Origin of the sequence: Clostridium rhizosphaerae (assembly GCF_016765585.1) — a bacterium.
Classification (GTDB): domain Bacteria; phylum Bacillota; class Clostridia; order Clostridiales; family Clostridiaceae; genus Clostridium_AT; species Clostridium_AT rhizosphaerae.
Genome location: NZ_JAESWC010000018.1, coordinates 582107 through 601674, shown reverse-complemented (window position 1 = coordinate 601674; position 19568 = coordinate 582107). Strand labels below are relative to the sequence as shown.

At 31.7% G+C, this 19568-nt stretch carries 21 protein-coding genes, 1 pseudogene and 1 other annotated feature (1 of these 23 cut by a window edge); of the genes and pseudogenes, 16 read left to right on the top strand and 6 right to left on the bottom strand.

The window, feature by feature from the left end; genetic code table 11:
- The first annotated feature begins 42 nt into the window (after positions 1-42).
- From JK636_RS21675 to JK636_RS21660, 4 genes are all read left to right on the top strand, one after another.
- Complete coding sequence (locus tag JK636_RS21675) at positions 43-963, top strand: acyl-CoA dehydratase activase-related protein (RefSeq protein WP_202751066.1); 921 nt, start codon at positions 43-45, stop codon at positions 961-963.
- Positions 935-2032 (top strand): 2-hydroxyglutaryl-CoA dehydratase, encoded by a 1098-nt coding sequence (locus JK636_RS21670; protein WP_202751065.1) that lies wholly within the window; start codon positions 935-937, stop codon positions 2030-2032. Before JK636_RS21675 ends, JK636_RS21670 begins: the two co-directional genes overlap by 29 nt.
- Positions 2013-2969, top strand: a complete 957-nt coding sequence (locus tag JK636_RS21665; protein ID WP_202751064.1) for an acyl-CoA dehydratase activase — start codon at positions 2013-2015, stop codon at positions 2967-2969. Before JK636_RS21670 ends, JK636_RS21665 begins: the two co-directional genes overlap by 20 nt.
- A gap of 207 nt (positions 2970-3176) precedes the next feature.
- On the top strand, positions 3177-4427 hold the full coding sequence (locus JK636_RS21660; RefSeq protein WP_202751063.1) for a DNA polymerase Y family protein: 1251 nt from the start codon (positions 3177-3179) through the stop codon (positions 4425-4427).
- A 71-nt stretch (positions 4428-4498) separates the two neighbouring features.
- Here JK636_RS21660 and JK636_RS21655 read toward each other — a convergent pair whose 3' ends face one another.
- From JK636_RS21655 to JK636_RS21645, 3 genes are all read right to left on the bottom strand, one after another.
- A complete protein-coding gene (locus tag JK636_RS21655; protein WP_202751062.1) occupies positions 4499-5905 on the bottom strand; it encodes a sensor histidine kinase in 1407 nt (468 codons plus the stop codon).
- A gap of 20 nt (positions 5906-5925) precedes the next feature.
- On the bottom strand, positions 5926-6636 hold the full coding sequence (locus JK636_RS21650) for a response regulator transcription factor (RefSeq protein WP_202751061.1): 711 nt from the start codon (positions 6634-6636) through the stop codon (positions 5926-5928).
- A gap of 77 nt (positions 6637-6713) precedes the next feature.
- On the bottom strand, positions 6714-6977 hold the full coding sequence (locus JK636_RS21645) for an SHOCT domain-containing protein (RefSeq protein ID WP_202751060.1): 264 nt from the start codon (positions 6975-6977) through the stop codon (positions 6714-6716).
- Positions 6978-7397: 420 nt separating this feature from the next.
- On the opposite strand from JK636_RS21645, the gene JK636_RS21640 reads away from it, so the two are divergent.
- On the top strand, positions 7398-7592 hold the full coding sequence (locus JK636_RS21640; protein ID WP_202751059.1) for a hypothetical protein: 195 nt from the start codon (positions 7398-7400) through the stop codon (positions 7590-7592).
- Between the two features lie 148 nt (positions 7593-7740).
- Here the strand turns inward: JK636_RS21640 and JK636_RS21635 are convergent, their stop codons facing one another.
- Positions 7741-8136, bottom strand: a complete 396-nt coding sequence (locus JK636_RS21635; protein ID WP_243428281.1) for a rhodanese-like domain-containing protein — start codon at positions 8134-8136, stop codon at positions 7741-7743.
- Positions 8137-8413: 277 nt separating this feature from the next.
- On the opposite strand from JK636_RS21635, the gene JK636_RS21630 reads away from it, so the two are divergent.
- From JK636_RS21630 to JK636_RS21615, 4 genes are all read left to right on the top strand, one after another.
- On the top strand, positions 8414-8767 hold the full coding sequence (locus JK636_RS21630) for a DsrE family protein (RefSeq protein WP_202751058.1): 354 nt from the start codon (positions 8414-8416) through the stop codon (positions 8765-8767).
- 164 nt (positions 8768-8931) lie between these two features.
- The gene (locus JK636_RS21625; RefSeq protein WP_476727382.1) at positions 8932-9117 is read left to right on the top strand and encodes a glutaredoxin family protein; all 186 of its coding nucleotides are present in this window, start codon (positions 8932-8934) and stop codon (positions 9115-9117) included.
- Between the two features lie 197 nt (positions 9118-9314).
- Entirely contained in the window at positions 9315-9644 is a 330-nt protein-coding gene (locus tag JK636_RS21620; RefSeq protein WP_202751056.1) for a thioredoxin family protein, read from the top strand.
- A 192-nt stretch (positions 9645-9836) separates the two neighbouring features.
- Entirely contained in the window at positions 9837-10157 is a 321-nt protein-coding gene (locus JK636_RS21615) for a rhodanese-like domain-containing protein (protein WP_202751055.1), read from the top strand.
- 320 nt (positions 10158-10477) lie between these two features.
- On the opposite strand, the gene JK636_RS21610 is transcribed toward JK636_RS21615, so the two are convergent.
- Positions 10478-11107 carry a TlpA family protein disulfide reductase gene (locus tag JK636_RS21610; RefSeq protein ID WP_202751054.1) on the bottom strand — a complete coding sequence of 210 codons (630 nt, stop codon included), beginning with the start codon at positions 11105-11107 and terminating at the stop codon, positions 10478-10480.
- 18 nt (positions 11108-11125) lie between these two features.
- Positions 11126-11830 carry a cytochrome c biogenesis CcdA family protein gene (locus JK636_RS21605; RefSeq protein WP_202751053.1) on the bottom strand — a complete coding sequence of 235 codons (705 nt, stop codon included), beginning with the start codon at positions 11828-11830 and terminating at the stop codon, positions 11126-11128.
- 391 nt (positions 11831-12221) lie between these two features.
- Here JK636_RS21605 and trxA point away from each other — a divergent pair, with 391 nt between their 5' ends.
- The 7 genes and pseudogenes from trxA (at position 12222) to JK636_RS21570 (ending at position 19285) form a co-directional block, all read left to right on the top strand.
- Positions 12222-12536 (top strand): thioredoxin, encoded by a 315-nt coding sequence (gene trxA, locus JK636_RS21600; protein WP_202751052.1) that lies wholly within the window; start codon positions 12222-12224, stop codon positions 12534-12536.
- A 66-nt stretch (positions 12537-12602) separates the two neighbouring features.
- The gene (locus tag JK636_RS21595; protein ID WP_202751051.1) at positions 12603-13472 is read left to right on the top strand and encodes an NAD(P)/FAD-dependent oxidoreductase; all 870 of its coding nucleotides are present in this window, start codon (positions 12603-12605) and stop codon (positions 13470-13472) included.
- Positions 13473-13708: 236 nt separating this feature from the next.
- Positions 13709-14482: a prolipoprotein diacylglyceryl transferase gene (lgt, locus tag JK636_RS21590; protein WP_202751050.1), complete on the top strand. Its 774-nt coding sequence runs from the start codon at positions 13709-13711 to the stop codon at positions 14480-14482.
- An 88-nt stretch (positions 14483-14570) separates the two neighbouring features.
- Positions 14571-15782, top strand: a complete 1212-nt coding sequence (locus JK636_RS21585; RefSeq protein WP_202751049.1) for an ROK family protein — start codon at positions 14571-14573, stop codon at positions 15780-15782.
- Positions 15779-16612 carry a sulfite exporter TauE/SafE family protein gene (locus JK636_RS21580; RefSeq protein ID WP_202751048.1) on the top strand — a complete coding sequence of 278 codons (834 nt, stop codon included), beginning with the start codon at positions 15779-15781 and terminating at the stop codon, positions 16610-16612. Before JK636_RS21585 ends, JK636_RS21580 begins: the two co-directional genes overlap by 4 nt.
- Before the next feature lie 41 nt (positions 16613-16653).
- On the top strand, positions 16654-17022 hold the full coding sequence (locus tag JK636_RS21575) for a DUF1634 domain-containing protein (RefSeq protein WP_202751047.1): 369 nt from the start codon (positions 16654-16656) through the stop codon (positions 17020-17022).
- A 205-nt stretch (positions 17023-17227) separates the two neighbouring features.
- Positions 17228-19285, top strand: a pseudogene (locus JK636_RS21570) (thioredoxin domain-containing protein).
- Between the two features lie 73 nt (positions 19286-19358).
- Positions 19359-19568: a binding site (T-box leader), on the top strand (it continues 111 nt past the right edge of the window).

Sequence of the window (19568 nt, the reverse complement as noted above, 5' to 3'; positions counted from 1 at the left end):
AAAATATTTGAATGGTACGTAAATTTTTATATGGAGGCAAATATGAAAGTAGGATTTCCAAAGGGACTTTTATACTTTAAGTATTATCCTTTTTTTAAGAGCTTTTTTAATGAACTTGGAGCTGAAATTATTGTTTCGGAGGATACAAACAAGAAAATATTAGATGAAGGCGTTAAATACTGTGTGGATGAAGCTTGCCTTCCTATTAAAATATTTCATGGACATGTTGCTTCGTTAAGAGATAAGTGTGATGTTATGTTAATACCCAGAATAATGCAAATCAGAAAAAGAGAGTACATATGTCCCAAGTTTTGCGGGCTTCCTGAAATGATTTTAAATACTATACCTGATGTGCCGAGAGCAATAACGGCTCCTTTTTATGCTGTTTCAGAAAGTAAATTATATAGCTTTGCAATGGAAGCTGGTAAAGAAATTACTAACAGCAGGACAGCAATTAAAAGAGCCTTCAAAACAGCAATATTTGAACAAAATAAATTTAAAACAGGAATAAAAAATGAGAATTATAGTATCAATGTTGCCTTAGTAGGACATCCGTATAATCTTTATGACAATTTTATTAATATGAATTTAGTAAAAAAACTAAACAATCTTGGTGTTGGGGTAATAACAGAGGAAAGCATTAATGATGAACTAATAGACAATGAAGTAAAAAAGCTTTATAAAAGGCCTTTTTGGACTTTTGCAAGAAATTCTTACGGCTTTGCGGTTCATTCACATAAAAATAAATTAGTTGATGGAATTATTTATGTATCTTCCTTTGCCTGCGGAATAGACTCTGTAATAGTAGAGCTTATAAAGGATAACATAGGTGAGTCTCCATTTATGATATTAAAGGTTGATGAGCATACAGGAGAGGCTGGTCTTGATACAAGAATAGAAGCTTTTGTGGATATGATTGAAAGGAGGGTTTTAATTGAAAATAACACTTCCTCACTTGGGTAATGTATATTTAGCTGCAAAGGCGTTATTTGATGGACTCAATATAGACTATGTTATACCGCCATTAAACAGCAATTCTTCACTGGAAATCGGTTCTTTTTATTCACCGGAAGAAATATGCCTTCCTTTTAAAATAATGATAGGAAATTATATTCAGGCAATTGAGCAAGGTGCTGACACTGTAATTCTTACAGGAAGCTGTGGACCCTGCAGGTTTGGAGAATACTGTGAAATGCAGATGAATTTATTGAAAAAGCTGGGTCATGAGCTACAATTTATAGTAATAGATTCACCGGGAGATATAGGTATTAAGGAATTATATAATAGAATAAATAAAATATCATTAAGCAGTAATCTGACTAAGTACGAGCAGATAAAAGCTTTATTTAATGCTGTAAAGGTTATGAACCTAATAGATGAAATTGAAGCAAGAGCGCATTATCTTGCTGGATACGAAAAAATAAAAGGTGAATGTAAAATAATATTAAACAGCGCTAAACGAGATGCATTAAACTGTAATAATCCTACAGCTATGATTAAGCTGCTAACTAACTATAAAAACAAGATAAATGGTATAGAAGTAAATACAAATATAAATCCAATAAAAATTGCTATAATAGGTGAAATATATACTATAATTGAACCTTTTTCAAATTTATATATTGAAGAAAAGCTTATGGACTATGGGGTTTCAACAAAAAGAAGACTAACTCCAAGCTGGTGGGTAAAAAATACTGCTTTAGTACCCACTAAGCTAAATTCACTTGACATAAAAAGGGGAGCAAAAGAATATCTTTCCCATCAAATCGGAGGTCATGCAAGAGAATGTGTAGGGGAAGCTGTTTTAGCCTATGAAGAAGGCTTTGATGGAGCTATTCAAATTTTCCCTATGGGATGTATGCCTGAAATTGTTTCTAAGGCTATTCTTCCGCAAGTTTCCAAGGATAAAGATTTTCCTATTATGTCTCTTGTTGTAGATGAGATGACAGGTGAAGCCGGTTATGTTACAAGGATAGAAGCCTTTGTAGACTTACTTGAGAGGAGACGATACAATGCATTATCTAGGTGTTGATGTAGGTTCAGTAAGCACTGACCTTGTACTTTTAGATGAGAAAATGAATGTAGCTGAAAAACTTTATTTAAGAACAAAAGGAAGACCTATAAGAGCTATTCAAGAAGGTTTTAAGATTTTAAAAACCAAGTATGAAGGAATAGAAATCGGTGCCGCTGGTACTACTGGAAGCGGAAGACACATTGCTTCAACTTTAATTGGAGGAGATGCAGTTAAAAATGAGATAACGGCCCATGCAGTGGCAGCTCTTGAAATTGATAAAGAAGTTAGAACTATTATTGAAATTGGAGGTCAGGACTCTAAAATCATAATTTTAAATAACGGGGTGGTTACCGACTTTGCAATGAATACTGTTTGCGCAGCGGGCACCGGATCATTTCTTGACAGGCAGGCTGAAAGGTTAGATATTCCTATAGAAGAATTTGGTGATTACGCGTTAAATGCTAGTACTTCTGTAAGAATTGCAGGGCGATGTGCAGTATTTGCTGAATCTGATATGATACATAAGCAACAGCTTGGTTATAATGAGGCTGATATAATAAGAGGACTTTGCGATGCTTTGGTTAGAAATTATCTTAATAATATAGGAAAAGGCAAGAATATAGTGCCCAAGGTTTTCTTTCAAGGCGGGGTGGCAGCAAATCAAGGTATGAAAGCTGCTTTTGAAAGTGCTTTAGGTTTTGAAGTAATAGTGCCGGAGCATTATAATATGATGGGTGCTATAGGCGCTGCAATTATTGCAAAGTCAGCAGCAGAAAAGACAGGAAAAACTAATTTTAAAGGCTTTAATTTGGCGGATAGTAAATTTGTGTCTAAAAGCTTTGAATGCGAAGGCTGCTCAAATAAATGCGAAGTAGTTAAAATTCATGAGAATGATAATGAAGTTGGTTGTTTTGGAGACAGATGCGGAAAGTGGAGCAGCAAGATTGCAATCTAAAAATTAATATCCTGGACGTCTAGATAAAGTGATATCTTAATAGGTATCGCTTTTTCTATTATATGATTAAACCTTATAAGCAGTATCTTGCTAAATTAATCTGAAAAATTAAAAAAATTACTTCTAAAAATAAGGAATAGGAGATATAATATATACGAACTAATGTTCTGAGTAGGGAAAATAATTCTTTTGTAGGGATGATGTTTTATGGGTAGATTAATATTTCATATTGATGTTAATAGTGCGTATTTATCTTGGGAAGCTGCCTATAGGCTGCAGCAGGGTGAAAAAATTGATTTAAGAGAAATTCCTTCCATAGTTGGGGGAGATGAAGAAAGCAGACATGGCATAGTCCTGGCAAAATCAATACCGGCAAAAAAATATAAAATTCAAACAGGCGAGACTCTTTATAATGCCAGAATAAAGTGTCCTGACATTGTGATAGTACCTCCTAGGTACTGGCTTTATATGCAGTGCAGCAATGCATTGAACAATATACTTCAGGAGTACACACCCAACATCCAAAGGTTTTCAGTAGATGAGAGTTTTTTAGACTTCTCTAATATGGAAAGCTTATATCCAGATTATATGGTTTTAGCTGAAAAAATAAAAGAAAGGATAAAGAAGGAACTAGGCTTCACTGTAAACATAGGTATTTCAAATAATAAATTATTAGCAAAGGTTGCTTCAGACTTAAAAAAGCCTGATAGGATACATACTTTATTCCCTAATGAGATAAAGGAAAAAATGTGGGTACTTCCTGTAGAGGATCTATTTATGGTTGGAAGAGCCACAGTACCTAAACTACATAATTTAAATATATTCACTATTGGAGATTTGGCAAACTACGATATAAATGCTTTAAAGAAAAGCTTGAAAAGTCATGGTGTGCTTATATGGAACTATGCCAATGGAATCGATAATTCAGAAGTCAGAAAAAGCAATTATATAGAGATGAAAGGTATGGGAAATTCAACTACTACAGCTTTTAATGTTGAGGATAAGGAGACAGCTTATAAAGTATTATTATCTTTATGTGAAACTGTTGGAATGAGACTTAGGGATTCTAAAAATTGCTGTAAAGTAATAAGTATTTCACTTAGAGGTACAGATATGGGGTTTTACTCAAGGCAAAAGAAGCTAGATTCACCAACAGATTCCACAAGAAAAATATACGAAATGTGTACTTATTTGTTTGATGATGTATGGAGAGGATTGCCGTTAAGACACCTTGGAGTTCATGTTACTGATCTTTGTAATAATGACTACTACCAGTACTCTCTATTAGATACTTTTGATTATGATAAAGACAGAAGAATAAATAAAGCAATTGACGATATAAGGCTAAAATACGGTAGGGATGCAGTTTATAGGTCTTGCTTCGTAAATTCAGGTTTAAGATGCATGTGCGGAGGAGTAGGAGAAGAAGACTACCAAATTATGAGTTCAATTTTATAAATAATGAGCGGTATAAAAAATAACAAATACAGTTTATGGGAAATAAGAACTAGTCTGATTTATACTAGTTCTTATTTGTTATCAGTAGCATTATTTGGAAGTACAACGATAAAAGTAGTCCCTTCATTAACTTTACTTTCTACATATATTTTTCCTCCATGAGCCTCAACAAAAGCTTTTGTTATCGTAAGCCCAATACCAGAACCACCTGTATTTTTATTACGAGATAAATCAGTCCGATAAAAACGTTCAAAAATATAAGGCAAATCCTTTTCAGGTATTCCTATACCATTATCAATAACCTTAATTATAATATTTTGTTTTTCCTTTTCTAGTACTACATGAACTTGTCCATTAGGTTTGAGATATTTGTAAGAATTTGAAATCAGGTTATTCATGATTTGCTTGAATTTATCTTTATCAATTATTGCTGTTATTCCCGGTGCTATGCTGCTAGATAATTCATAGTTTTTCTTAATGTAAAGCGGCTTAAATGTGTCGATAATCTTTTCTAATTCGTCTGATAAATTGATAGTGCTTTTGGTTAAGTTAAGATTACTCTGTTCCAGCTTTGCCAGGTTGCGAAGGGTATCAACCATCTTTGTCATCCGTTCAATTTCTTCATAAAAAGTTTCAAATCGTTCGTTGGTAGGCTCCCAAATCCCGTCCATAAATGCTTCTACATGTGTTTTTAATGTAGTTAGGGGAGTTCTGAGTTCATGAGCCATATCTGAAGTCAATCTTTTCCTAAGCATCTCTTGATTATTTAAGGTTTCTGCTAAGTAATTAATAGAATTAGAAAGTTCATCTATCTCTTTTGTAGAGGTATTTATATTTGCTCTTACCTCTAAATCTCCAGTTCTCATCTTATTTGCCGTCTCAGTTATTTTAACAAGAGGTTTTGAAAGCTGTCTTGAGATAATGGCGCTAATAATAAATCCAAAAAATAACGCTGCAATAGCTGATAACATAAAAGAGTGATTGAGAGTTCTTAAAAAAGTAACTGAAGCAGAAGATAGATAAGAGGCTCCAAAGTAGCCTATTACTATAGTTCCTATATTTTTATTATTAGCAACTAAAGGATATTTGTTTTCGGTATATTCTCCTATATTCATTCCAGAAAAGCCATTCATCATACCACCCATCATGTTACCCATCATACTGCTGTGCTGCAAATAAGAATTTCCGGATGAATATAAGATGTTGTTGTTTAAATCATGTACTTCTATATATAATTCTTGAAGCTGAGCATATCTTTGAATTTCTTGAGTACTTATACTTGAAGGGTCTTGTTCAGTACTATATAACTCATTAATAATTTTTATGGCATTATCTACTTTTGTTTTATGTTCATCAACTAAATATTTTTTAAACTCTTTTCCTACAGTGTAATTTGATATAAGGCTTGCTAAAATAATGGAACCTAGAACTGCAGAAAGAAAGCCTAGGGATAACTTTTTCATCAAAGATAATTTCATTTTTTCCTCCTTTACAGGCTTTAAACCTCAAATAAACCCGACATGAATTTATAACCCATTCCATAGACGGTTATTATATATTTTGGTTCCTTAGGATTATCTTCTATTTTTTGACGGATATTTTTTATATATGTGTCAACTGTTCGATCAAAGCCTTCATAATCTATTCCAAAAGCTTTATCTACCAATTGCTCTCTGGAAAACACTTGCCTTGGATTAGTTAGGAGTATAGTTAAAACTTTAAATTCGTTAGTTGTTAAGCTTACTGGCGTACCTTGTTTTTTAACTATCATTTTATTAATATCTATCTCCAAATCTCCATTATTAAAGGTTAAAATATCAGCCATAGGGGTAACATCTCTATAGGATCTTCTAAGCAAGGCCCTAACTCTTACTACAAGTTCTCGAACACTGAAAGGTTTAGTTAAATAGTCATCTGCACCTATAGATATTCCTTCTATTTTATTATCTTCGTCTACTTTTGCAGTAAGCATAATGATTGGTACGCTTGAGACAGCTCTGATTTTGCGGCATACTTCCTCGCCAGCGACCTTCGGAAGCATTAAATCTAGAACTATAAGATGTATAGTCTCTTTATTAAATATTTTAAGTGCAGTATTGCCGTCCATAGCTGTAATTACTTCAAAACCTTCTTTTTCAAGATAAGCTTTAACTACGTCAACTATGTTCTGCTCATCATCTATAACTAATATTTTAAATACATTATTCATGTATATCACCTCAAAACCTTTATAATTGCGATTATATTATAATTTATATATGTTAAAAAAACTAGGGAGCTTGCTCTCTAGTTTTTTTGTAAAAGAATAGTTTTTCTTCTCAAATATTCTTCTTCACTCATTTCTCCTCTAGCGAATTTTTCATCAAGTATTCTCATGCTGTCACTAGATTTTTTATTAGAATAATTTTTAAATAGTTTAAAAGCCAGGACTATTAGCCCTATAAATATTAATAGCCTAAAGCCCATTGCTAAGAACATCCATCCATATCCTATGGAACCTGATGGTCCTAAGCCGTATCCTCTGAAACCTCCAAAACCACCACAAAACATAAATAAAATCCTCCTTTTTAATAGTGAAATTTATTTCTATGTAATTAATTATAATGAGTGATTGTGGAGCAATTATGAAGAAATTAAAATTATATTTTTTCTAAGTTCTCAACGGTCTTTTCATTTAAGTTTAGCCAATTTGATGTATGAGTCATTTAGTTCACTCACAATTTTAGGATTCCAATATTCATTAAAAAGGTTTAATTTTTCACTAATATTAGCATTATCCATATTTCCTTCTAACAAATTTAAGACTTATAAAGAACATTATATTTAAAAGATAAAATTTGATCTAATGTTATGTTTTATAAATACTTTGCTTTTGAAATTATTTGTGCACAGTTGCAGAGCAGTATCCGTATTATAATATTACGATATATAGATATATTGTTTAAAATAATACAAATTGGAGGAGAAAAAATGGATATTTTAAATGGATTTATAGATGGAGCAGATGGTAAATCTAAGAATATTATACTAGGTATACTTATTCTGTTTTTAGTTTTAGGATCTGAGAAAAATATAGGATTTAATTTTCTTAATAATGGGAATGGAAAGAAAAAAACTCATCATCGCAAAAACAGAGGAAACACCTGTAATAGTCAAAGTGGGTGAAGTTTAGGATAAAATCCAAGGCTTTGGATTTGTAAGTGCAAGTGGATAGATGTTAGTCATAAAGGACTAATTTTATGTAGGATTAAAATAAAGAAATTACAACTATGAAAGCGTATAATTTCATTGCTGTAGTTTCTTTACTTCTAAGCTATTTTTTTAACTGATGTTTCCAGGACATAAGACCTTTGTTAAGATGATAAACTTGTGTAAAATTATTTTTTGCAAGTGCTCTTACAGCAGATGGACTTCTTCCACCTGATGCACAGTGTACAAGAATAGGTACATCTTTATATTTTTCTAATTCTTTAATCCTTGTAGATAACTGTTGAACGGGTATGTTCTTAGCTTTAGGTATATGACCTGACTCAAATTCACCCTTGGTTCTTACATCAAGAATAATCATATTTTTATTTTCATTTATTAATTTATAACCTTCATCAGCATTAATATTCTTTACATTTTTATTATTAAACATAAAAAATCTTTTTCTAAGCAATGTGAAAATAATGAAAGCGGCTAATAACCACCATATTACGTTTTGCAAAATATCACCTCTACGCCTAATTTATATATTTATATATTACGATATAATAGTAACATATAATAAAGCAAGAGTAAACCCCTGGAGGGTATAATGTTAATTGAAAATTTGGTATAGTATAGTGATTGATTATTAGTAGTTTCCTTAGTGTATTATTTGTATTCTTCAAATATAATTAGGAAAATGCAGTAGGGTGAATATTAGTCTTGATTTGAAAATTATATAAAGATATATTTTAATCATAATAAAGAAAAGTATATTAAAAAAAGGAGAAGTTATTATGGAAGGATATAAGGTTATATTTCATATAAATGAATCTGAAAAACGGAGTACAGTATTGGCCAATGTAAATAATTTAATTAAAGATTTGGGAAGAGATAATGTAATTGTTGAGATAGTTGCTAATGGCTATGCAGTTATTGATTATGTGTTGGAGGATAATGAATACAATGAAACTATAAATAAAATGACATCAACTTACAAGTTAGGAGTGCGCTTTATAGCTTGCAGAAATTCATTAGTTGGAAATAAAGTTGATGAAGAGTCGCTTCTGAGTTTTGTTACAGTAGTTCCATCAGGTGTTAGTGAACTTATTAAAAAGCAGTCTGAAGGATATGCCTACATTAAGCCATAAATATAATTATTTAAAGAAAACACTATAAAAAGTAATGAGATTATTAGCAATATAAGTATAAATTAAAGTGGTTAGTACAATATAATTAGTGAGAATTATATAATCTAGGAGGAAAAACAATGAATGCTATAGTTTATACAACACCAACCTGACCATGGTGCAGAGTGGTAAAGGATTACCTAAAGTCAAATAATGTATCATTTACTGAAAAAGATGTTTCTAGAGATGAAACAGCAGCTAAGGAAATGATTAATAAGTCAGGCCAAAGAGGAGTACCCGTAATAGATATTAATGGGAATATTGTTGTTGGATTTGATCAAGAGGGCATTGATAAAATATTAGGATTATAGAATGGTCCATAAAGGAAGGTTGATTTTTTTAGCTTTCCTTTTAATTTTAGGTTACTATTTATGTTCACTTAAGTTTTTGCTATACCTTTATTAAACAGCTTTTACTTCTTTCAAAGACATGATGTTGACAAAAGTTAAATCTAGAATTAATATAAGCATATAATTAAATTCTTATATTAAATTGGAGTTGATATATTATGGATTTCATAGATTCAAAGGAAACTATTGAAGAATTAATAAATAATAATAAAATGGTACTTTTATATTTTGGAAGTAACAGCTGCAATGTATGTAATGTTATGAAACCGAAGGTTGAAGAATTATTAAAGGATTATCCTAAAATTAAAAGTTATCAAGTAGATGTAGAGAAATCATTGGAAATTTCAGCAGCATACAATATATTTACTATTCCGGCTGTTCTTGTTTTTATTGAGGGTAAGGAAATTATTAGAGAAGCAAGACATATCAGCATGCAGGATATAGATAGTAAGATAAATAGATTCTATAACATGATATTTGAGGAATAGATAAAATAATAATATTTATTTTTTAGTATTGACAAAATAAAATTATAAGCATAATATAAGTATATAAGAAGATACTAATATTATAGTAAGTTAAAGGAAGTAAAAGGTCTAAATGACCTTTTACGGGCAATCTGCGAGTGGGAACGGGCAAGTATAGATTGCCACGTGTTACGAGTAAAAGGAGGAAGTTTTATGTTTCCATTTATGCAAAGGCCTATAGTAAAATCAATCGATGTTAATGAAATAGATAGCTTAATAGGTAAAATAGATCTAATAGATATAAGAGAACCTTATGAATATAAAGGTGGACATTTACCAACAGCTAAGAACATTCCAATGGATACAATATTAGAAGCACCTGAAAGATATCTTGATAAGTCAAAGGAATATCATGTTATATGTCATTCTGGTTCAAGAAGCTCAATGACCTGTGGAATTTTAAAGGAACACGGATTCAATATAGTTAACATAGCTGGCGGTACAGGAAGATATAGAGGAAAACTTGAGAGATAAACCATATAGATAGAGTATCATTAGAATTTCTAGTGACGCCTCTATCTAATTTTTTTTATAGTAAAGCTCTAATGGTATATAAAGAGTGAATGACTACGGTAAGATATTACGAGATTAGGTAATAGATTGTGCATTATGTCTTCGGGAAAATTGGTTGAGAAAAAAACAAAATAGCTTATATACCCTAATTAAAATAACTATTGATAGTAGAAACTTATTAGGATAATAAGTTATTTTAATGTGAGGTTAATGCCTCATAAAGGGTTATAAGTTATTTTTATAAGGCTTTCTTCATCTTAAGCAAATTGCATGTGATATTCTTATTTTATATTGTCTATATAACTTTTCATGTTTTCTAATGTCATTGAACCAATATGTTTATCTACAATATTTCCTTCTTTATCTATAAAATATGAAGTAGGTATTGATACAATTTGATATTTGATTGCAGCATCATTATCTGAATCTAATAATACGGGGAAAGTATATTTGTTGTTTTTTACAAAGTTTTGCGCAGTAGTATTATCTGTATCTAAGTTAACAGCTAATATGACTAAATCAGAATCTTTGGTTTCCTGATAAAGCTTTTGAATATCAGGCATCTCAGCTTTACATGGAGGGCACCAACTTGCCCAGAAGTTCAAGAATACTTTTTTTCCTTTGAAGTCACTTAATGAAACTTCTTTACCATTTAAATCTTTGAGTTTAAAATCAGCAGCTTTTACCTTAGCATTCTTAAAGGTAGTTTTATTGTTAGAAGCAGTATTGCTATTATTCTGTTCTGATACAGGACTGTTATTAGTTGAAATTTGATTTTGAGTAGAGTCAGAGTTCTGCTTAGAAGTTATAGCTGCAGGACTCTTGCTGAGTGATTTATTATAATTGTAAACTGTATATGTAGAACCGCATATGAGAAATAATATACCTAAAACTATTAATGTCCTTTTCATGTAAATCTCTCCTTTTTACTAGAAGTTGATAAAATTTAAGTATTGGCTTAAAATACCTATCTTATTCGTAAATATTAAAACTCCCATTGCAATCATTAGTACTCCACTTATCACAGAAATTATCTTTAAGTATTTTCCTAAATTTCTTAGCCTTACTGATAAGCTGTCAATAGCTAAGGCTGTTAGAATAAATGGCACAGCAAGACCTAAAGAATAGAATACTAGAAGAAAAATTCCCCTACTTATGGTTTCCATACTGCTTGCATAAACAAGAATTGATGATAATATTGGTCCAACACATGGTGTCCATCCGGCAGCAAAAGCCATGCCTATCAAGAAAGAACCAAAAGTACCATTTGTTCTTCTAAACGTAAGAAATCTTTTTTCACGGTAAAGCAATGAAATTTTAAATATTCCTGTTGTATGTAACCCGAAAATAAATATTAAAATTCCAGAAACCTTTCTGAATATTTCTTGATTCTTAATAAAAATTTTCCCAAGCGAGGTAATTGAAGCTCCCATTATGATAAATATTAGTGAGAAACCAATAACAAATCCAAATGATTTGTAAAGAACATATAGATTAGATTTTTTGTTTTTCGTTTCCCCAATGGCTGTGCCCGTAATATAACTTACATAAGCAGGAACAAGCGGCAAAACACATGGAGAAAGAAAAGACAATAACCCTGCGGAAAACGCCAATATAAAAGATACACTGTTCATTATGTCACCATCCTTTTGACCCGCATCTAATAATACTTTATATTAAATGATATTAAGTATTATAGTCACATTATACCACAATATTCATATTATTATATTGCGATATCTAGATATGAGGATATGATATCATGAAATGGGTTGAAGTAAAAGATTAATAATCTTTTGCGCTTTTAAGAAATTTGAGGAAGGGTGGGCATGAAAAAAATATTTGAACTATGGAAGAAATGCTCATACGTACTATTACCCTAAAAACAGATCATCTTTGTAAAGGCATTGACGAATTTCGAATATAGTAGTATTATACATATATACCAGGTAGGGGTATATGAGTTTTGCGCAAACAAACATTTAAAGTGAACTTCATGTTTCTAAATATAAGGAGGAAAAGATTATGGCAATGAGTATTAATCAATCAAATTTCAACGAGGTAATAAACAGAGACATACCTGTAGTGGTAGATTTTTGGGCAGCATGGTGCGGACCTTGTAAAATGCTAGGACCAGTTATAGAGGAGATAGCAGATGAATTAGAAGGCAAAGCTGTGGTTGGGAAGGTAAATGTTGATGAAAATCAAGATATAGCAATGAAATATAAAGTGTTTAGCATTCCGACAGTTTTAGTATTTAATAACGGACAGGTTATTGATCAATTTGTTGGATTTATGCCAAAAGCTGCTATTATGGATAAACTTGAAAAACACATATAACTATAATTGAAAGAGTCAAATATATTTAGTTTAATATAGCATTACTCTTAAGAGGTGGATGATAAGATGGGCGAAAGATATGATATAGCTATTGTAGGAAGTGGACCTGCAGGAATCACAGCAGCAATCAATGCAAAAATCCGAAATAAAAACATAATAATTTTTGGTTATGAAAACTTAAGCAATAAGTTATACCTTGCACCTAAGATAAATAATTATGTTGGTTTTTATGGAATCAGCGGCAAGGTTCTAACTGAAAAGTTTAAGGAACATTTAACTGAAATGGATATTCAGATAGCATATGAAAGAGTAGACAGCATATATGCCATGGGAGAATATTATGCTTTAATGGTTAACGATAAAATTTATGAGGCTTCATCTTTAATTTTAGCTACAGGAGTTTCCTTTGGAAAGCCATTTAAAGGCGAAAGTGAGTTTCTTGGAAGAGGGGTTGGATATTGTGCAACCTGCGATGCTCCATTATATAAGAATAAAGTAGTTACTATAATTGGTTACAATAAGGAATCAATGGAAGAAGCGAACTATGTTAGCGAACTGGCTTCAAAGGTTTATTTCATACCCATGTTTAAGGGTGAATATGATTTAAATGAGAATATAGAGATTATAAATGATAGACCTGTAGAAATAATTGGCGATAATCATGTCGATAAAGTTATATTAAAAAATATTGAACTAGAAACAGATGGAGTATTTATTTTAAGAGATAATATATCACCAGATCAGCTTGTACCTGGACTTTTAGTTGAAGATGGTCATATTAAGGTAAATAGAGATATGGAAACCAATCTTTCAGGATGCTATGCAGCAGGTGATGTTGTAGGAAAGCCTTATCAGTATCTAAAGTCCATGGGTGAAGGGCAGGTAGCAGCTTTAAATGCAGTTTCGTATTTAGATAGATTATCTCGACAAAAATAATACTATATCTTTTCTATCAAAAATCGGTAACATACAAATAATGTTTCCGATTTTTTGTTATTCTATTTTCTAAGAGAGTGTCAATTCATTATGCACTGTTATTGCTATAAAATAATTAGAAACAGGTTTGAATAGTATAATAAGAAAACAAAAATTTATTACTTTTCTGCTTAATTAGGCATTTTTAGCTTTATAAGTTATAATATGAATGTAAAAATTTTCAAAGGGGTGGTAAGTTGAATCCAACAGCATTTAATTTATTTGGTTTGCCTATAAGATGGTATGGAATACTTATTGCAAGCGGTATGATGCTTGGAATGATACTAGCACAGTACACCTGCAAGTATAGAGAAATTGATTATGATACATTCATAAATACTATCTTATTAGCACTGCCATTAGGTATTATTGGTGCAAGATTATATTATGTATTATTTGAATTTGACTATTACAAAAATAATATAAGCCAAATTCTAAACACCAGACAAGGTGGTTTGGCTATACACGGAGGTTTAATAGCTGGTGTACTAACTGCATTTCTCTACCTAAAACATAAAAAAATAAATTTTTTTAAATTAGGTGATGTTGCTGTTCCATCTATTATACTTGCTCAAGCAATGGGAAGATGGGGGAACTTTTTTAATCAAGAGGCCCACGGGGGACCAGTAAGCTATGATTTTATAAAACATTTTCCTCAGTTTATTCAAAAGGGAATGTTTATAGAGGGTATCTATTATCAGCCAACTTTCCTATATGAGTCTATATGGAATATTTGTGTGTTTGTTATTCTTCTCGTAATCTTAAAGAAAAGCAAGAAAATAGGATTAGTATTTTTCACATATGTCGGTCTATATTCTATGGGTAGGTTTTTTATAGAAGGACTAAGAACTGACAGCTTAATGCTTGGAAATATAAGAATAGCCCAGCTTGTCAGCTTATCGGGAGTTGTATTGTGGCTTCTAGCATTAGCCTTTTACTATTTTAAAAACAAAATAAAACAAACCAATTAATTTTTTTATGATAACTTATGACCAATTTGGTTATAAGTTATCATACCTCTTATAAAACAAATGATTTAAAAATTGAGGTATAACTGTAATGTCTAAGATAATAGAAGAACTTCAGCAAGATAGAAAAATGATTTTTAGCTTGATTCAGAAGAAGGGACCATTAACTAAACGGGCAATTCAAAATTTAACTAACATAAAACTTACCACATTAAACAGAATAATAAGCGATTTAATTTTTAAAGAACTAATTATTGAAGAGTCTGTGGGAGAATCTACTGGTGGCAGAAAACCTGCACTATACAATGTAAACTCATCAAAGTTTTATAGCATCGGTATTGACATATCAAGAACTTATACCCAAATTGTACTTACAAATTTAAAGATGCAGATTATAAAAGAGAAAAGATTTTCAGGAGAAGATTGGTATTCGTCTGAAGATTTAGTAGAACGTATTGTAGAAGCTGTTAAGGGACTCTTATATGGAATCAATATAACAAGCGACTATTTGTTAGGAGTTGGTGTGGGAGTAATAGGGCCGTTAGAAAGAGAAAAAGAAACGAAAACAAGCTCTACAAATATGGGAAAATCAAGTTTTAAATCTAAACTTATAAAAGAGAGTTTAGAAAGCAGACTAGGACTACCTGTAATTATTGATAACGGTGCTAATTGTGCAGTATTAGGAGAGTATTTCTATGGATTTGGAAAAGGATATGACAATATTGCTTATTTTAATTGTGGAATGGGTATAAGAACAGGAGTTATAACTTCAGGAAAAATAATTAGGGCTATAAATGATAGAGAAGATGCATTTGGGCACATGGTTATAAGTATTGATGGAAGGGAATGCTATTGTGGAAACTGTGGATGCGTGGAAAGCTATTCGTCCATATATTCAATTGTAAAGGAATTTAAAAGTAAATTTAAAAAAGAAAATAAAAGCTGCACAGAAAATTACTTGGATTCTATTGACTATAAAGATGTTTTTAATTTAGCTAATAAAGGTGAGCCAATATCGAAAGCAGTAGTAAGTAATTCGGCTATTGTTTTTGGAACGGCGCTTACAAATTATATAAACCTTCTTAATCCGCAATTAGTGATTTTAAGCGGACCAACAATATATAACTCAGATATTTTTTATAAGCTTTCTACAGAAGTGGCTATTAAAAAAATTAATGCATCAAATGCAAATATTAAATTTAGTAAGGGTGGATATTTTAAGGAATATACTATGGCCGTCGGGGCAGCCGCGATGGTAATAGAATCTAAAATTTCACTCGGAGCAGAAAGGAGACAACAATGACATTATTAACTATACAAATATTAATTTTATCTATAGCAGCAGGGATTTTTGGCTCAATTTTAGGCTTAGGCGGTGGAATTATTATTACTCCAGCCCTAACATTATTATTTGGAATTGATATTAAATACGCAATTGGTGCCAGCATAGTTTCAGTAATTGCTACTTCCAGCGGTGCAGCAATAGCATATATAAAAGATAAAATAACAAATATAAGAATTGGAATGTTTTTAGAGATAGCAACCACTATTGGTGCTATTACAGGTGCGTTTATAAGCGGCTTAATAGATTCAAAATATCTTTATGTTATATTTGGAGTTCTTCTTCTTTATTCCGCAGTTGCAATGCTTAAAAAGAAGGGACAGGAACTGCCTAAAGATGTAAAAACGCACCCAATGGCAGAAAAGTTAAGCTTAAATGGGGAGTATTATGATAAGGTACTAAAACAAAAGGTAAGCTATAATGTTGATGGAGTATATGGCGGATTCAGTATGATGTATGTTGCCGGCGTAATATCAGGACTTCTTGGAATAGGCAGCGGTATATTTAAAGTTATGGCTATGGATTTGTTTATGAAACTTCCTCTTAAGGTCTCTAGTGCTACTAGTAATTTTATGATAGGCGTTACAGCTGCGGCAAGTGCAGGAGTTTATTTATTAAGAGGAAATATAGATCCTAAAATAGCTGCTCCGGTAGCTTTAGGTGTATTAATAGGTGCTACGATAGGTACAAAAATTATGCAGAATTTAAGAAGTAAGACTATTAGAATGATTTTCATACCTGTATTGGTGTTTGTATCAATACAGATGATTGTAAAAGGTTTCAAATTATAAATCAATGCAGATACATCATAATGAATTTTAGGAGGGATATAATGACTGAAGAAAATAATAGTAAAATAGAAGAGATGGAAATAGTTATAAGTAACTTTCTTAGAATAGGCGTTGTTTTGAGTGCCATCATTGTTTTTGCTGGTCTTTTAATGTTTCTGGTTTCGGGAAACAGTGGATATAGCGGAAATTACTTTCCAACCACACCAACAGAAATATTTAATGGAGTACTTCTTTTAAAACCGTATGCTATTATACTTTTAGGTTTAATAATATTAATATTGACACCAGTGTTTAGAGTTGGCGTGTCAATTTTAGTATTTATAAAGGAAAAAGATTTTTTGTATGTTAAAATTACCTCATTTGTTTTTCTAATTCTGATAGTTAGTTTTATCTTGGGTAAAGTGGAATGAAGAGAAATGATAGGTAAGATATAAAAAAGAGGAGCCCCAGATTTATTATAAAGCTTAAAGGATGCCTTATTTTTTATAGACCTTCTTTTAAATTAGTTTGGCTTTATAGCTTGTGGATGTTTATATGTTCAATAAGGTTGGTTAACATCATATGTTTTTACATAAAGGGAATACTAAGAAAAATATATGAGAGGAGAGTGATATTATGCAGAACGAAAATATGCATAAAAAGGCTAATAGATTGGTTCATGAGAAGTCACCATACCTATTACAGCATGCATATAACCCAGTAGATTGGTATCCTTGGTCTGATGAAGCCTTTACAAAAGCAAAATCAGAAGACAAACCAATATTCCTTTCTATTGGGTATTCGTAACTGTGCAGCAAGACGACTTGTCATTGGTGCCACGTTATGGAACGGGAATCCTTCGAGGATGAAGAAGTAGCAGAAACACTAAATAAATATTTTATAGCAATAAAAGTTGATAAAGAAGAAAGACCTGATATAGACAGCATTTATATGACAATATGCCAAGCTTTGACAGGCAGTGGCGGATGGCCTATGACCATAATTATGACCCCTGATAAAAAACCCTTTTATGCTGGTACATATTTTCCTAAGAAAAGCAAGTATGGAAGGCCAGGTTTAATGGACATTTTATATTCAGTAGAAGAGGCTTGGAGAACTAAAAAAAGTGAACTTATCAGCTCAAGTGAAGAGATAGTTAAGGCTATAGGAAAATCAGATAAAGGAAAAAGTAAAAACAGGTTAAGCAGGGCTTCTGTAGAGGAAGCTTATAAGGAACTTAAGGATAGTTTTGATCCTGTATATGGAGGAATTGGAGAAGCACCAAAGTTTCCTATACCGCATAACCTATTGTTCTTGATGAGATATTATTATCTTTATGAGGATAAGAAAGCTTTGGAAATAGTAGAAAGGACCTTGGAGGACATGTATAAGGGAGGCATATTTGATCACGTAGGCTTTGGTTTTTCAAGGTATTCTGTAGATAGAAAATGGCTTGTACCTCACTTTGAAAAAATGTTATATGATAATGCTCTTTTGGCTCTTGCATATACAGAAGCTTATCAGATTACCAAGAAAGAACTTTATAAAGAAACAGCAGAAAAGATATTTAAATATATTTTAACAGTTATGACCTCCGAGGAAGGCGGCTTTTATTGTGCAGAGGATGCGGATTCAGAAGGAGTTGAAGGAAAATTCTATGTATGGGATGTAAAAGAAGTTTTAAGCGTGCTTGGAGAAGAAGAAGGCAAAATTTATTGTGATTATTATAATATCACCGAAAGAGGAAACTTCGAGGGCAAGAGTATTCCAAATCTAATTGCACAAGAAATTTATGAATTGGAAAAGGATGAAGACTTAAAAGAGAGATTGAATAAGTCAAGTGAAAAGTTATTCAACTATAGGGAGAAAAGGGTTCATCCTCATAAGGATGACAAAATACTTACTTCATGGAATGGGCTTATGATTGCAGCTTTTGCTTACGCTGGAAGAGTATTTGCAAAAGAAGAATATACTAAGGCTGCGATGAGGGCTGTTAGATTTATATTTGAAAAGCTTGTTAATTCAGAGGGCAGACTGCTTGCAAGATATAGGGATAAAGAAAGTGCTCATTTAGCTTACTTGGAGGATTATGCTTTTCTCATTTGGGGACTTATTGAACTGTATGAGAATACATTAGATAAAGCTTATTTAGATAAGGCAGTAAGCTTTAATAAGGAAATGATAAAGCAGTTTTGGGATGAAAAAGAAGGTGGCTTTTATCTTTACAGTAAAGATGCTGAAGAGCTTATTATAAGACCTAAGGAAGTATATGATGGAGCAATACCTTCAGGAAATTCAGCAGCAGTTCTTAATTTAATACGGCTTTCAAGGCTTACTGAAAGCAGAAAACTTGAGGAAATGGCAGAAAAACAGTTTGAAGTGTTTGGACGTGATGTTCAAAGAATGCCAAGCGCTCATTCTTTATTTATGACTGCATTTTTATATGCTGACATAGGAGGTAAGTCTGTAGCTGCAGCAGGCAGTAAAGAGGATGAGAGCATAAAAGCAATGAAAAATGAAATTGACAATAGATATCTTCCATTTACTACCTTTGCATTAAAAGAAAATGATACACAATATAAAATGGTTGATGCTAAGTCTGCCGCATATATTTGTCAAAACTATTCCTGCAGTGAGCCTGTTACAGATTTGGAGGAATTCAAAAATCTTTTGGACTTTAAGAACAAATTTTAAGTTTAAAGCAAAATTTAATAACCATATTGACAATTACAGGCTTGCAGCAGTATAATATATTGCAATTAAATTTATAAATTCTTTGACGAGAAGAGTACTTTTTTAGAATTCTCAAAGAGAGCCGGCGTTTGGTGAAAGACCGGAAGAATATAAAAAAGGAAGAGAGCCTCTGAGAAGCTACCTGAAGTGTAGAAAACCTACGTAAATTTAATTTATAAGATGACAAAATAGCGAATCTTTACCGCTTTTTGACGGCTTATAAATTCTAGTTGAAGTTGTTTTT

Excerpts from the sequence above, each read along its gene's own strand:
- JK636_RS21675 (WP_202751066.1), top strand. The coding sequence starts at position 43 with ATGAAAGTAGGATTTCCAAAGGGACTTTTATACTTTAAGTATTATCCT.
- JK636_RS21645 (WP_202751060.1), bottom strand. The coding sequence starts at position 6,977 with ATGTTTTGTGGTGGTTTTGGAGGTTTCAGAGGATACGGCTTAGGACCA.
- JK636_RS21665 (WP_202751064.1), top strand. The coding sequence starts at position 2,013 with ATGCATTATCTAGGTGTTGATGTAGGTTCAGTAAGCACTGACCTTGTA.
- JK636_RS21660 (WP_202751063.1), top strand. The coding sequence starts at position 3,177 with ATGGGTAGATTAATATTTCATATTGATGTTAATAGTGCGTATTTATCT.
- JK636_RS21655 (WP_202751062.1), bottom strand. The coding sequence starts at position 5,905 with ATGAAATTATCTTTGATGAAAAAGTTATCCCTAGGCTTTCTTTCTGCA.
- JK636_RS21620 (WP_202751056.1), top strand. The coding sequence starts at position 9,315 with ATGGATTTCATAGATTCAAAGGAAACTATTGAAGAATTAATAAATAAT.
- JK636_RS21630 (WP_202751058.1), top strand. The coding sequence starts at position 8,414 with ATGGAAGGATATAAGGTTATATTTCATATAAATGAATCTGAAAAACGG.
- JK636_RS21595 (WP_202751051.1), top strand. The coding sequence starts at position 12,603 with ATGGGCGAAAGATATGATATAGCTATTGTAGGAAGTGGACCTGCAGGA.
- JK636_RS21580 (WP_202751048.1), top strand. The coding sequence starts at position 15,779 with ATGACATTATTAACTATACAAATATTAATTTTATCTATAGCAGCAGGG.
- trxA (WP_202751052.1), top strand. The coding sequence starts at position 12,222 with ATGGCAATGAGTATTAATCAATCAAATTTCAACGAGGTAATAAACAGA.
- JK636_RS21650 (WP_202751061.1), bottom strand. The coding sequence starts at position 6,636 with ATGAATAATGTATTTAAAATATTAGTTATAGATGATGAGCAGAACATA.
- JK636_RS21615 (WP_202751055.1), top strand. The coding sequence starts at position 9,837 with ATGTTTCCATTTATGCAAAGGCCTATAGTAAAATCAATCGATGTTAAT.
- JK636_RS21575 (WP_202751047.1), top strand. The coding sequence starts at position 16,654 with ATGACTGAAGAAAATAATAGTAAAATAGAAGAGATGGAAATAGTTATA.
- JK636_RS21640 (WP_202751059.1), top strand. The coding sequence starts at position 7,398 with ATGGATATTTTAAATGGATTTATAGATGGAGCAGATGGTAAATCTAAG.
- JK636_RS21605 (WP_202751053.1), bottom strand. The coding sequence starts at position 11,830 with ATGAACAGTGTATCTTTTATATTGGCGTTTTCCGCAGGGTTATTGTCT.
- JK636_RS21610 (WP_202751054.1), bottom strand. The coding sequence starts at position 11,107 with ATGAAAAGGACATTAATAGTTTTAGGTATATTATTTCTCATATGCGGT.
- JK636_RS21585 (WP_202751049.1), top strand. The coding sequence starts at position 14,571 with ATGTCTAAGATAATAGAAGAACTTCAGCAAGATAGAAAAATGATTTTT.